Raw genomic sequence first — 13,279 nt, forward strand, 5'->3', positions numbered from 1 at the left:
CCTCATAGGGTGCTTCATATGATCGGATCGTTGAGCAGGGCCGGCAGGATCGGTACGTTCGCCGTCGCCGCGGGGGTCACGCGCGCGGTGCACGCGGGGCTGCGGCGCCGCGGTGACACGTCGTACGGGGACACCTCATGGCACCGGCGGAACTACGCCGGACGGACCGTCGACCTCTTCGCCGGGCCCGCCGTCGCCGCAGGCAGCTCCCTTGCGGCCGGCAGCGTTCCCGCCGCGCTGGCGACGCTGGTGGCCGGGGCGTGCGGGCGCTACGACGACCTGAACGGCGACGAGCGGCGCGGCTTCCGGGCCCATCTGACGGCGCTGCGCGACGGCGAGATCACCAGCGGGACCGTCAAACTCGTCGGCATCGGAGCCGCCGGGCTCGTCGCCGGGGCCCTGCTCAAGGAACGGCCCCTGGACAGGCTCCTCGCCGGAGTCGTCGTCGCCGGCACCGCGCACCTCGTCAACCTCGTGGACGTACGCCCCGGGCGGGCGGCGCTCACCGTCCTCGCCCTCGGCGCCCCCGGGCTGCTCCGTGGCTCCGTCGCCGCCGCCCCCATGGGCGCCGCGGCCGCCGTCCTCGTTGACGACCTCGGCGAGCGCACCATGCTCGGCGACACCGGCGCCCACGCGCTCGGCGCGGCCCTCGGTACCGCCGTCGCCGCCGGGAACGGACGCCTCGGTCTCGCCGCCCACGCGGCGGGCCTCGTCGCCGCGGCCGTGTACGGCGACCTCGCGCGCTCACCCATGTGAGTGATACGCGGACGGGAGTTGCCAGCGGCGACACGGGAAGGACGGCGCATCGGTGCCGGAACGTGCGTACGGGCTGGCATCCTTGGGCGCGTGACACAGCTGCGTACGGTCCAAGTGCTGGGCGGCGGCAGCGCGGGCAGCAGCGCACACGTCAGATCACTCGCCGCGGGGCTGGTGGCGAGAGGGGTGCGGGTGACCGTGTGCGCCCCGCCCGAACTCGACCGTGTCTACGACTTCCTTGGCGCCGGGGCGCACTTCGTACCCGTGCCGCGGCGCAACGACCCCGCGACGGTCGGGGCGTTGCGAGTGGCGTGCGCCGGCGCGGACATCGTGCACGCGCACGGCCTGCACGCCGCCGTACGCACCGGTCTCGCCCTCGGCGGCGGGTCGACCCCGTTCGTCGTCACCTGGCACACGCGCAGCCACGCCGACGGGGCGCGCGGGGGTCTGCTGCGGCTGCTGGAGCGCAGGACGGTACGGGCGGCGGCGGTGGTCCTCGCGACCTCCTCCGAACTCGTCGACCGGGCGCGGCGGCGGGGCGCGCGGGACGCCCGCCTCGCGCCGATCACCATCCCGGCCGGGCGGGTGCCGGCGGCCGAGGCGGGCGGGGACGAGGCCAAGGCGAGGGCCGAACTGGGCGCGGTGGGGCGGCCGTTGCTGATGGCGGTCGGCAGTCTGGAGCCGCACCGGGGGTACGGGACGCTCCTCGACGCGGCGCGGGAGTGGCGGGACCTCGATCCGCAGCCGCTGCTGGCGATCGCGGGGGAGGGCCGGGAGCGGGGGGCGCTCCAGCGGCGGATCGAGGGGGAGCGGCTGCCGGTGCGGCTGATCGGCCGCCGCGACGACGTCACCGAGCTGCTCGCCTCGGCGGACCTCGCGGTCCTCCCCAGCCGCTGGGAGGCCCGCTCCCTGCTCGCCCAGGAGGCGCTGCGCCTCGGCGTGCCGCTGGTGGCCACGGCGGTGGGCGGCGTCCCCGAACTCGTCGGCGACGCGGCGGAACTGGTCCCCTACGGCGACGCCCCCGCCCTCGCCGCGGCGGTCACGTCCCTCTTGGCGGACCGCCCCCGCCGCGACGCCCTGGCCGCGGCGGGCCGGGCGCAGGCGGCGACGTGGCCGACGGAGGACGAGACGATCGCGCAGGTGCTGAGCGTGTACGACGAGCTGGCGGGCGCGTAGGGGTGTCGGCGGGGGGTTGTTCCCCCACCCCGCCCCTTCCCGAAAACCCTGCCGGGGGCGGGTGGTGGGTGGCGAGCCCTGGCACGCGGGGGTCGACGCCCGGCCCGCGAGGCGCGCTGCCCCGCCCCGCGGCTTCGCCCGCGGCGCGGCGGGCGCGGCCGTTGAGGGGCGGCTGTGGGCCGGTGGGCGGTTGTGACCACCCGTTCCTCCCCCTAGGACTTCGTTCCTGGGGCCCCCACCGCGGAACGGCTGCCCACAACCGCCTGGCGGCCGCCCCTACCCCGCCGTATGTCGCCGCGCCCGCAGTGCCAACGACAGCGCCAGGACTGTCTGCGGGTCGTCCAGGTCCGTGCCGAGGAGGTCGGAGATGCGGGCCAGGCGGTTGTAGAGGGTTTGGCGGTTGAGGTGGAGTTCGCGGGCCGTTTCCGCTTTGCGGCCCGCGTGGGCCAGGTACGTCTGAAGGGTGGGGAGGAGTGGGGGGCGGGACGTGCGGTCGTGGTCGCGGAGGGGGCCGATCGCGCGGTCGACGAAGGCCGCCAGGTCCGGGTGGTCCCGCAGGCGCCACAGGAGCAGGTCGATGTCGAGGCGGCGGGCGTCGTACCAGGGGCGGTCCGAGAGGCCCTGGGCCGCCGTCGCGGTCTCCGCCGCGTGGCGCAGGCTCGCCGAGGCCGCCGCCCAGCCGCCCGCGACGCCGACCACCACGACCGGCGGGTGCGTGCCCGCGCCCGCCCGGGACAGGCCCGCCCGTTCGACGCCCGCCCGCAGCGCCGCCGCGACCCGGTCCGCGACCGCCGTCCGCTCCGATTCCGACCGCAGGCCCAGCAGCAGCGGGACCCGGCCCTCCACCGGACGTACGCCCAGCAGCACCGGCACACCCACGGACGACAGCTCCTCCAGGACCGCCCGGGCCAGCAGCGCCCAGTTGCCCGAGGGGGAGAGTTCGGAGGCGAGGCGCATCACCACGGGAAGCAGCGGGCCCTCGCCGGGCTTGAAGCCGAGCACCCGCGCCTGCGCCGGCGCGTCCTCCGCCGTGATGCGGCCCTCCGCGAGGTCCGTGAGGAAGTCGCCGCGGCCACGGGCCGCGAGCTCCTCCTCCTGGCGCGCCTGCATCAGGACGACCGCCAGGATCCCCGCCGCCCGCTCCGCCGCCATCCGGTGCACCGGTGAGAGCGGGCCCGCCACGGACAGCAGCACCAGGCGGGCGCGCACACTGCCCGAGCCCGGGCCGCCGCCCGGGACGTCCACCAGCACCGAGCCCGTCGGCGGCCCCGACTCCCTCGCCGCCCGCTGACCGCGCAGCCCGTCCCAGACCTGGAGCGGGTCCGCCGGCCCGCTCTCCGTGCCCGCCGCGTACAGCAGCTGCCCGTCCGCGGTCTCCAGGAACACCGGGTTCGCCGTGAAGTCGGAGAGGATCCGCAGCACCTGCGGCACCCCGCCGCCGCCGAGCAGCGCCTCCGTGCACTGCCGGTGCACCTCCTCGGCCTGCCGCAGCAGCGCGTAATGGCCGTTGACGATCTCGGTGTGGACCTCCTCCGTCACCGAGACGAACGGCACCTCGCGGTGCAGCTGCACCAGCGGCAGGCCCGCCGCCCGCGCCGTCTCCACGATCGTGGCCGGCAGCCTGCTGAACCGCGGGCCCAGCTCCACGACCAGCGCCGCGATCCCCCGGTCCGCCAGCCGGCGGACGAACGCCCGCTGCTCGGCCGGGCGGGTGCCCAGGCCGAGCCCGGTGGTGAGCAGCAGCTCGCCGCCCTTGAGCAGCGACGCGATGTTCGGCACCTCGCCCGCGTGCACCCAGCGCACGGTGCGGTGCAGCCGGTCGGCGCCGGCGACCACTTCCGGGAGCCCGCCGCGGAGTCCGGGCAGCTCAAGCGCCCGCTGCACGGTGATCCCGCCCTGATTGTCCATGGGGCCGGACGCTACCCGCGGTAGGTGTTTGCGCAACATCCCCCGCCGTGACGAGCCCGCCCGCGCGGCGACAACTCGTCGCGCCCATGGCTCAATTGCGCGACCTCCTGTCGATTGTGGTCTACGTCACTGCGGAGGATGGTGTCGCGCCATGGCAGAGAACCCCACCTCACAGGTGCAGCGGCTCAAGGCGAACTCGGTCGGGCTCGTCGGCGTGGTCTTCATGGCCGTCGCGACCGCCGCTCCCATCACGGCGATGACCGGAAACCTCCCCATCGCCGTCGGCTTCGGCAACGGCACCGGCGCCCCCGCCGGCTATCTCTTCGCGACCCTCGTGCTGACCGTCTTCTCGGTCGGTTACGTCGCCATGGCGAAACGGATCACCGCGGCGGGCGCCTTCTACGGCTACATCTCCCACGGCCTGGGCCGGATCGCGGGCATGGCCTCCGGCATGCTCGCCGTCCTCGCCTACATCGTCTTCGAGGCCTCGATCGTCGGCGTCTTCGCGTACTTCACCAAGACCACGGTCGCCGATCAGCTCGGGGTGGACCTGCCGTGGATCGTCTACGCCGCGGGCATGCTCGCGGTCACCGCCGTCCTCGCGTACTTCGACATCAACCTCACCGCCAAGGCCCTCGGCGTGATGCTCGTCGCCGAGATCGCCGTGCTGTTCGCCGTGGCGACGGCCGTCCTGCTGAGCGGCGGCGGCCCCGACGGCATACCGGTCGAGCCGGTCAACCCCGTCAACGCCTTCACCGGCACCTCCGCCGGCCTCGGCCTCTTCTTCGCCTTCTGGTCCTGGGTCGGCTTCGAATCGACGGCGATGTACGGGGAGGAGTCCCGGGACCCCAAGAGGGTCATCCCCAAGGCGACCCTGATCTCCGTCATCGGCGTCGGAGTCTTCTACATCTACGTCTCCTGGATGACCATCGCGGGCAACGGCCTGAGCGGCTCCGTCAAGCTCGCCGGCTCCGCGACCCCGCTCGACCTGTTCTTCGCCCCGACCCAGTCCTTCATCGGCGCCTGGGCCGTCGACGCCTTCCAGTGGCTGCTGCTCACCGGCTCCTTCGCCTGCGGCATGGCCTTCCACCAGTGCGCCTCGCGCTATCTGTACGCCATCGGCCGCGAGGGCTTCCTCCACCCGGCGCTCGGCCGCACGCACCCGGTGCACGGCTCCCCGTACATCGCCTCCTACGTCCAGTCGGCCATCGCGGTCGCCCTCGTCGGCGCCTTCTGGCTCACAGGCCAGGACCCGTACATCCATCTGTACACCCTGCTCGCGATCCTCGGCACGATGGCGATCCTCATCGTCCAGACGCTCTGCTCGTTCGCCGTCATCGGCTACTTCCGCAAGAACCACCCCGAGGACCGGCACTGGTTCAAGACCTTCACCGCCCCGCTCCTCGGCGGCGTCGGCATGATCGCCGTCGTCGTCCTGCTGGTCATGAACATGAAGACCGCGGCCGGGCTCGCCGCCGACTCCCTCTTCTTCACGGCGATCCCCTGGATCGTCGGGCTCGTCTTCTTCGGCGGCCTGGGACTCGGCCTCTACCTCAAGGCCAGAGCGCCCGAGCGGTACGCCGTCATCGGCCGGATCGTCCTGGAGGACGCGGTCGAACGCACCGACGCACCCGAGCCGTCCGCGCCCGCCGCCGTCACCCAGGCCTGACCCCTCCCCTCCCCAGGAGCGCCCCCATGGCACGCACCAACCCGATGCACCTCCTGAAGAAGCTGGCCGCCGAGCACGCCGACGCCCGACGGCTGGGCCTCCCCGTCGCCGAGCTGCGGGACATGAGGGCCGACGCCGTCGGCCGGCGGTCCCTGCTGAAGTACGCCGCCGCGGCCGGGATCGCCGTCACGGCCGCCGCGGCCGCCTCCCGCCCCGCCGTGGCGCGGGCGGCCACCCCCGCCCGCGTGGCCGTCGTCGGCGCCGGGATCTCCGGCCTGACCGCGGCCCTCACCCTCCAGGACGCCGGCCTGACCCCGGCCCTCTACGAGGCCAACCCCTCCCGGGTCGGCGGGCGCATGTGGACCCAGCGCGGCCACTGGGCGTACGGCCAGACCTCGGAGATCGGCGGTGAGCTGATCGACACCGGCCACAAGAAGATCCTCTCCCTCTGCCGCCGCTTCGACCTGCCCGTCGAGGACTTCCTCGGCGGCGGACCCAGCGGCGCCGAGGAAGTCCTCTGGTTCGGCGGCGCCTACTACCCGCGCCACCAGGCCGACGAGGACTTCAAGGCCGTCTATCAGTCCCTGCGCCGCGACCTCTCCGAGGCGGGGGAGGTGAAGTGGAACCAGACCACCGCCACCGGCACCGCACTCGACAACATGTCGGTATATGAATGGATCGAGTCCCGGGTCCCCGGCGGGCACGCCTCGCCGCTCGGCACGTTCATCGACGTCGCGTACGCCGTCGAGTACGGCGCGGACACCACCGAGCAGTCCTCCCTCGCCCTGGTGCTGCTCATGGGCTACCAGACCAATCCCGGCCACTTCAACGTCTGGGGGCTGTCCAACGAGCGGTACCACATCACCGGCGGCAACGACCGGCTCCCCAACGCCATCGCGGGCGCCCTCGCCCCCGGCACCCTGCGCAGAGGCTGGTCGCTCACCGCCGTACGCGCCAACGCCGACGGCACCCAGACGCTGACCTTCACCGAGGCCGGCGCCACCCGCACCGTCACCGCCGACCACACGGTCCTGTGCCTGCCGCTGCCGGTCCTCCAACGGCTCGACCTCACCCAGGCCGGCTTCGACCCGCTGATGAAGAACCTGCTGCGGGACGCGCGCATGGGGTACTGCACCAAGCTCAACATGCAGTTCGCCACCCGTCCCTGGCGCGGCACCGGCCCCTGGCCGGGCGTCTCGGCCGGTGACTGCTTCACCGACAGCGAGGTCCAGCAGACCTGGGACACCACGAAAATCCAGGGCGGCACGGGCGGCATCCTCATCCAGTACGGCGGCGGCGGCCTCGCCCGGGCCCTCAGCCCCGCCGGGCCGTTCTCCACCGAGTCCGACCCTTACGTACGCGACCTCGTCGCCCGCCACCTGGGGGGCGTCGACGCCTTCTTCCCCGGCACCTCCAAGGCGTACACGGGCCGCGCCCAGCTCTCCGCCTGGCACCGCGACCCGTACACGCTGGGCGCGTACTCCTGCTGGCCGGTGGGATATCTGCACCGGTACGCCGGATACGAGGGCACCGCGCAGGGCAACGTCCACATCGGCGGCGAGCACTGCTCCTACGACTTCCAGGGGTTCATGGAGGGCGGTGCCACCGAGGGCGAGCGGGCGGCGAGGGAGGTGATCGCCGCGCTGGGTTGACGGTCCGTCAGCTCTCGGTGGCGGGCTCGATGTTGTGGTTGAGGCGGAAGACGTTGTCGGGGTCGTACTCCGCCTTGACCGCGGCCAGGCGCCGGTAGTTACCGGCGCCGTAGCCCGCGACGACCCGCTCCCGGCCCTCCTGCCCGATGAAGTTCAGATAGACGTGGCCGGACCTCCACGGCTCGATGCCCTTGCGGACGTCCCGCACCCACTGCCGGCCGCGTTCGTCGTCCGCCGGGTCCTCCCAGACCCCGAAGGGGTGCACGCCCCAAGGCGACTGTCGCCAGGGCACCGGATACTGCCCGCCCGTGCGCGCCACCGCACCGCCCATCGGGAGCAGCGCGTGCTGGCTCGGCGACGGCATCGGCATCGACGACGCCAGGTCGCAGAACTGCTCGGCGGCCGCGTCGGGGAACAGCTCCAGGTACTCCGCCGACCAGTAGTTCCGCATGCCCGGCGGGTCGTCGAGCATGCACTGGAAGTCGGCGTACGGCAGCTCGGCGACGACCTCGCCCACGTGCGGGATGTCCAGGAGCGGCGCGGCCAACGCCCGCGCCTGCGCCTCGGTGCCGGCGTACGTGACCAGCGCCCCGCACAGCAGCGTGCCGACCCGGTCCGGGGGTACGAACTCCTCGGGCGGCCCCGTCAGGTAGATCGCCCCGCCGCCCGCCTCGTCCGGCGCGGACTCCATCAGGTCCCGGTAGGTCGTGACCACCTCGAAGCCCGCCTCGGGCGCGAACAGCAGCAGTACGAAGGAGAACGAGGGCAGCGGGTGCAGTCGCAGCGTCATCGCCGTGGCCACGCCGAAGTTTCCGCCGCCGCCGTGCAGCGCCCAGAACAGCTCGGGGTTCTCGTCCCCGCTGGCGTGGACGAACTCGCCGTCGGCGGTCACCAGGTCGACGGAGACGAGGTTGTCGCAGGCGAGCCCGAACCGCCGCTCCAGCCAGCCGGAACCGCCGCCGAGCGTGAAGCCGCCCACCCCGGTGGTGGAGACCCGCCCGCCGGTGGTCGCGAGACCGTGCGGCTGCGCCGCCCGGTCCAGGTCGCTCTGGGTGGCCCCGCCGCCGACTCGTATCGCGCGGACCTCGGTGTCGACCTCCGCGGACCTCATCCGGCGCAGGTCCACCACCAGACCGCCGTCGGCCACGGACATGCCGGCGACGCTGTGGCCGCCGCCGCGGACGGCGATCGCCAGGTCGTTCTCCCGGCCGAACCGGATCGCCCGGGCCACGTCCTCCTCGGACGCGCACCCGGCGATCACCGCGGGCCGCCGGTCGATCATGCTGTTGAAGACCGTCCGGGCTTCGTCGTAGCCCGGATCACCGGGGACGTGGACCTCGCCGGTCAGGTCCTCGCGGAGACCGGCGAGCGCCGGGGCCTTCACGCTGGGGGCGGTCATGGTGCCCCCCTTCCCAGGGGCGACAGGACTTTTTCTCAGCGTAGCCCCGGCCCGGCGGCCCCTGCGCGTCGGCCGGGTCAGCCTCCGTACGCCCCGCTCGCCGTCAGCCGCAGGGCCGTGTCGATCAGGGGCACGTGGCTGAACGCCTGCGGGAAGTTGCCGACCTGCCGCTGCAGGCGCGCGTCCCACTCCTCCGCCAGCAGGCCCAGGTCGTTGCGGAGGGCCAGCAGCCGTTCGAAGAGCTTGCGGGCCTCGTCCACCCGGCCGATCATTGCCAGGTCGTCCGCGAGCCAGAACGAGCACGCCAGGAACGCGCCCTCGTCGCCCTCAAGGCCGTCGACGCCCGCGTCCTCGCCGGCCGTCGGGTAGCGCAGCACGAAGCCGTCCTCCGTGGAGAGCTCCCGCTGGATCGCCTCGATCGTGCCGATGACCCGCTTGTCGTCCGGCGGCAGGAAGCCCATCTGCGGGATCAGCAGCAGCGAGGCGTCCAGCTCCTGCGAGCCGTAGGACTGCGTGAAGGTGTTGCGTTCCGCGTCGTAGCCCTTCTCGCAGACGTCCCGGTGGATCTCGTCGCGCAGCTCGCGCCAGCGCTCCAGCGGCCCGTCCGCGTCCCCGGACTCGATCAGCTTGATCGTGCGGTCGACGGCGACCCACGCCATGACCTTGGAGTGCACGAAGTGCCGACGCGGCCCGCGCACCTCCCAGATGCCCTCGTCCGGCTGGTCCCAGTGCGTCTCCAGGTAGCGGATCAGTTTGAGCTGGAGCAGCGAGGCGTAGTCGTTGCGGGCGAGTCCGGTCATGTGCGCCAGGTGCAGCGCCTCGGTGACCTCGCCGTAGACGTCCAGCTGGAGCTGGTGCGCGGCGCCGTTGCCGATCCGGACCGGCTGGGAGTCCTCGTACCCCGGCAGCCAGTCCAGCTCGGTCTCGCCGAGCTCCCGCTCGCCCGCGATGCCGTACATGATCTGGAGGTTCTCCGGGTCGCCCGCCACCGCCCGCAGCAGCCACTCCCGCCAGGCACGGGCCTCCTCGCGGTAGCCGGTGCGCAGCAGCGAGGAGAGGGTGATCGCGGCGTCCCGCAGCCAGGTGTAGCGGTAGTCCCAGTTGCGTACGCCGCCGATCTCCTCCGGCAGGGAGGTGGTGGGCGCGGCGACGATGCCGCCGGTGGGGGCGTAGGTCAGCGCCTTCAGCGTGATCAGGGAGCGGACGACGGCCTCCCGGTAGGGGCCGTGGTACGTGCAGTGCTCGACCCATTCGCGCCAGAAGTCGGCGGTCGCCTCCAGCGAGCCCTCCGGGTCGGGCAGCGGCGGCTGCTCCTTGTGCGAGGGCTGCCAGCTGATCGTGAAGGCGAACCGCTCGCCCGGCGAGACGGTGAAGTCGGAGTACGTGGTCAGATGCTCGCCGTACGTGTCGGCGTCGGTGTCCAGCCAGACCGAGTCCGGCCCGGCGACGGCGACCGTGCGCGCGTCGACCTTGTGGACCCACGGCACCACCCGGCCGTAACTGAAGCGCATCCGCAGCGCCGAGCGCATCGGAACGCGCCCGCTCACGCCCTCCACGATGCGCACGAGCTGAGGTGCGCCGTCGCGCGGCGGCATGAAGTCGGTGATCCGGACGGTGCCGCGCGGGGTGTCCCACTCGGATTCCAGGATCAGCGAGTCGCCCCGGTAGCGGCGCCGGTCGGCGGGGGGAGGGGTGGTGCCTCCGGGGTACGCCGGACCGACGCGCCAGAAGCCGTGGTCCTCGGTGCCGAGGAGCCCGGCGAAGATGGCGTGCGAGTCGAAGCGTGGGAGGCAGAGCCAGTCGACCGACCCGTCCCGGCAGACCAGGGCGGCGGTCTGCATGTCTCCGATGAGTGCGTAATCCTCGATGCGCCCGGCCACGTGCATCTCCAGTCGAACGGCCACGTTCGCCCCGCAGGGCGACTTGCAGGTCAGCGGTCAAGGGGTCCGAGCAGGATACGACGCACCGTAGTGATCCGCGCGACCGTGCCGACCACGCGGCGCGGCCTGACCCCTGCGTCAGGGGTGACACAGGGGACAACACCGGGCGAACCCGGGCGGCCGTCGCGCCACGCGCACGCGCGTGTGCCGCGCGTGGCCGGACGCGGTCGCCTCCCGGCGCTGATACCCTGGTACCCCGTGGACCGGTGGGCCCCTCACATGTGAACGGCACCCCCGAACCGCAGCGACGGCGCCCCCGAAACCTGGGTGGAGAGCCGGTACGCACATCACTACGCGACCACGGGAGCCCCCTCTTGGCGATGCCGGCACGATCCTTGTCATCCTCGACGACCAAGCACATCTTCGTCACCGGGGGTGTCGCCTCCTCCCTCGGCAAGGGCCTGACCGCCTCCAGCCTGGGTGCGCTGCTCAAGGCCCGGGGCCTGCGCGTCACCATGCAGAAGCTCGACCCGTACCTCAACGTCGACCCGGGCACGATGAACCCCTTCCAGCACGGTGAGGTGTTCGTCACCAACGACGGCGCCGAGACCGACCTGGACATCGGCCACTACGAGCGCTTCCTCGACGTCGACCTCGACGGCTCGGCCAATGTCACCACCGGCCAGGTCTACTCCCAGGTCATCGCGAAGGAGCGGCGCGGCGAGTACCTCGGTGACACCGTCCAGGTCATCCCGCACATCACCAACGAGATCAAGCACCGCATCCGGCGGATGGCGACCGACGACGTCGACGTCGTCATCACCGAGGTCGGCGGCACGGTCGGCGACATCGAGTCGCTGCCGTTCCTGGAGACCGTCCGCCAGGTCCGCCACGAGGTCGGCCGGGACAACGTCTTCGTGGTGCACATCTCGCTGCTGCCGTACATCGGCCCGTCCGGCGAGCTGAAGACCAAGCCGACCCAGCACTCGGTCGCCGCCCTGCGCAACATCGGTATCCAGCCCGACGCGATCGTGCTGCGCGCCGACCGTGACGTGCCCACCGCCATCAAGCGCAAGATCTCGCTGATGTGCGACGTGGACGAGGCCGCGGTCGTCGCCGCCATCGACGCCAAGTCGATCTACGACATCCCGAAGGTCCTGCACACCGAGGGCCTGGACGCCTACGTCGTGCGCAAGCTGGACCTGCCGTTCCGCGACGTCGACTGGACCACCTGGGACGACCTGCTCGACCGGGTCCACAACCCCGAGCACGAGGTCACCGTCGCGCTCGTCGGCAAGTACATCGACCTGCCCGACGCCTACCTGTCGGTGACCGAGGCCATGCGCGCCGGCGGTTTCGCCAACAAGGCCCGGGTCAAGGTCAAGTGGGTCACCTCCGACGACTGCAAGACCCCGGCCGGCGCCAAGAAGCAGCTCGGCGACGTCGACGCGGTCCTCATCCCCGGCGGCTTCGGCGACCGCGGTGTGAGCGGCAAGGTCGGCGCCATCCAGTACGCCCGTGAGAACAAGGTGCCGCTGCTCGGCCTCTGCCTCGGCCTGCAGTGCATCGTGATCGAGGCGGCGCGGAACCTGGCCGGCATCCCCGAGGCCAACTCCACCGAGTTCGACTCCGCCACCGCGCACCCCGTCGTCTCCACGATGGAGGAGCAGCTCGCCTACGTGGAGGGCGCCGGCGACCTGGGCGGAACGATGCGCCTGGGCCTGTACCCGGCCAAGCTGGCCGAGGGCTCCATCGTCCGCGAGGTCTACGGCGACCAGCCGTACGTCGAGGAGCGCCACCGCCACCGCTACGAGGTGAACAACGCCTACCGCGCGGAGCTGGAGAAGAAGGCGGGCATCGTCTTCTCGGGCACCTCCCCGGACAACAAGCTCGTCGAGTACGTCGAGTACCCGCGCGAGGTCCACCCCTACCTGGTCGCCACCCAGGCCCACCCGGAGCTGCGCTCCCGCCCGACCCGCCCGCACCCGCTCTTCGCCGGCCTGGTCAAGGCCGCCGTCGAGCGCCAGCAGGCCACCCGCAAGGGCAAGTAGCCCGTAGCGTTACGGTTGACCGGGGTACGGACGCGTTCCGTACCCCGGTTTTCGTATGAGGGAGGACGACATGACCATCAAGGACACCCCCGAGGAGTGGCGGGTCACCGAGTCGGCGACGCCGTTCCGGGGGAACAAGACGAGTGTCCGCGCGGACGACGTGGTCATGCCGGACGGGACGGTCGCCCGGCGCGACTACCAGGTCCACCCCGGCTCGGTGGCCGTCCTCGCCCTCGACGGTGAGGACCGGGTCCTGGTCCTGCGTCAGTACCGCCACCCCGTACGCCACAAGCTCTGGGAGATCCCGGCCGGACTGCTCGACGTCCCCGGCGAGAACCCCCTGCACGCCGCCCAGCGCGAGCTGTACGAGGAGGCCCACGTCAAGGCCGAGGACTGGCGGGTGCTGACCGACGTCTACACCACGCCCGGCGGCTGCGACGAGGCCGTACGGATCTTCCTCGCCCGCGATCTGTCGGAGGCGGACGGCGACCGCTTCGAGGTCGCCGAGGAGGAGGCCGACATGGAGCTCGCCCGGATCCCGCTGGAGGAGCTGGCCCGGGGAGTCCTCGCGGGTGAACTGCACAACAACTGCCTCGTGGTCGGTGTCCTCTCGCTGCTCACCGCCCGGTCCCTGGAGGGCGGCATGGACGCGCTGCGCCCGGCGGAGGCGCCGTGGCCGGCCCGGCCGTTCGCCTCGTAGGACCCCCGCCTGGGGTATGAAGATCCGCTGATCCGATCGGGGGATCCCCCCGCCACGCCCCGGCCTGAACGTCCGTCACCCTGAACTA

General features: G+C 72.6%; 9 protein-coding genes. 6 read left to right on the forward strand and 3 right to left on the reverse strand.

The features are described 5' to 3' along the window. Positions 1 to 18: 18 nt before the first annotated feature. Both ACZ7LT_RS30135 and ACZ7LT_RS30140 read left to right on the forward strand, forming a co-directional pair. Entirely contained in the window at positions 19 to 756 is a 738-nt protein-coding gene (locus ACZ7LT_RS30135; RefSeq protein WP_471239277.1) for a hypothetical protein, read from the forward strand. 90 nt (positions 757 to 846) lie between these two features. Then, the gene (locus tag ACZ7LT_RS30140; RefSeq protein WP_471239278.1) at positions 847 to 1,932 is read left to right on the forward strand and encodes a glycosyltransferase family 4 protein; all 1,086 of its coding nucleotides are present in this window, start codon (positions 847 to 849) and stop codon (positions 1,930 to 1,932) included. A 276-nt stretch (positions 1,933 to 2,208) separates the two neighbouring features. On the opposite strand, the gene ACZ7LT_RS30145 is transcribed toward ACZ7LT_RS30140, so the two are convergent. Continuing rightward, a complete protein-coding gene (locus ACZ7LT_RS30145) occupies positions 2,209 to 3,840 on the reverse strand; it encodes a PucR family transcriptional regulator (protein ID WP_471239279.1) in 1,632 nt (543 codons plus the stop codon). A 151-nt stretch (positions 3,841 to 3,991) separates the two neighbouring features. Here ACZ7LT_RS30145 and ACZ7LT_RS30150 point away from each other — a divergent pair, with 151 nt between their 5' ends. Together ACZ7LT_RS30150 and ACZ7LT_RS30155 are read left to right on the forward strand one after the other, a co-directional pair. Then, positions 3,992 to 5,509, forward strand: a complete 1,518-nt coding sequence (locus tag ACZ7LT_RS30150) for an APC family permease (RefSeq protein WP_471239280.1) — start codon at positions 3,992 to 3,994, stop codon at positions 5,507 to 5,509. 26 nt (positions 5,510 to 5,535) lie between these two features. Continuing rightward, the gene (locus ACZ7LT_RS30155; protein WP_471239281.1) at positions 5,536 to 7,161 is read left to right on the forward strand and encodes a flavin monoamine oxidase family protein; all 1,626 of its coding nucleotides are present in this window, start codon (positions 5,536 to 5,538) and stop codon (positions 7,159 to 7,161) included. 7 nt (positions 7,162 to 7,168) lie between these two features. On the opposite strand, the gene ACZ7LT_RS30160 is transcribed toward ACZ7LT_RS30155, so the two are convergent. Next, positions 7,169 to 8,560: an FAD-binding oxidoreductase gene (locus ACZ7LT_RS30160; protein ID WP_471239282.1), complete on the reverse strand. Its 1,392-nt coding sequence runs from the start codon at positions 8,558 to 8,560 to the stop codon at positions 7,169 to 7,171. 77 nt (positions 8,561 to 8,637) lie between these two features. After that, the gene (locus ACZ7LT_RS30165; protein ID WP_471239436.1) at positions 8,638 to 10,440 is read right to left on the reverse strand and encodes a glycoside hydrolase family 15 protein; all 1,803 of its coding nucleotides are present in this window, start codon (positions 10,438 to 10,440) and stop codon (positions 8,638 to 8,640) included. A gap of 380 nt (positions 10,441 to 10,820) precedes the next feature. Between ACZ7LT_RS30165 and ACZ7LT_RS30170 the strand changes: the two genes are divergently transcribed. Together ACZ7LT_RS30170 and ACZ7LT_RS30175 are read left to right on the forward strand one after the other, a co-directional pair. Continuing rightward, entirely contained in the window at positions 10,821 to 12,491 is a 1,671-nt protein-coding gene (locus ACZ7LT_RS30170; protein ID WP_471239283.1) for a CTP synthase, read from the forward strand. A gap of 70 nt (positions 12,492 to 12,561) precedes the next feature. Then, the gene (locus tag ACZ7LT_RS30175; RefSeq protein ID WP_471239284.1) at positions 12,562 to 13,191 is read left to right on the forward strand and encodes an NUDIX domain-containing protein; all 630 of its coding nucleotides are present in this window, start codon (positions 12,562 to 12,564) and stop codon (positions 13,189 to 13,191) included. Positions 13,192 to 13,279: the final 88 nt, after the last annotated feature.

Source organism: Streptomyces sp. NPDC039465 (genome assembly GCF_055639315.1).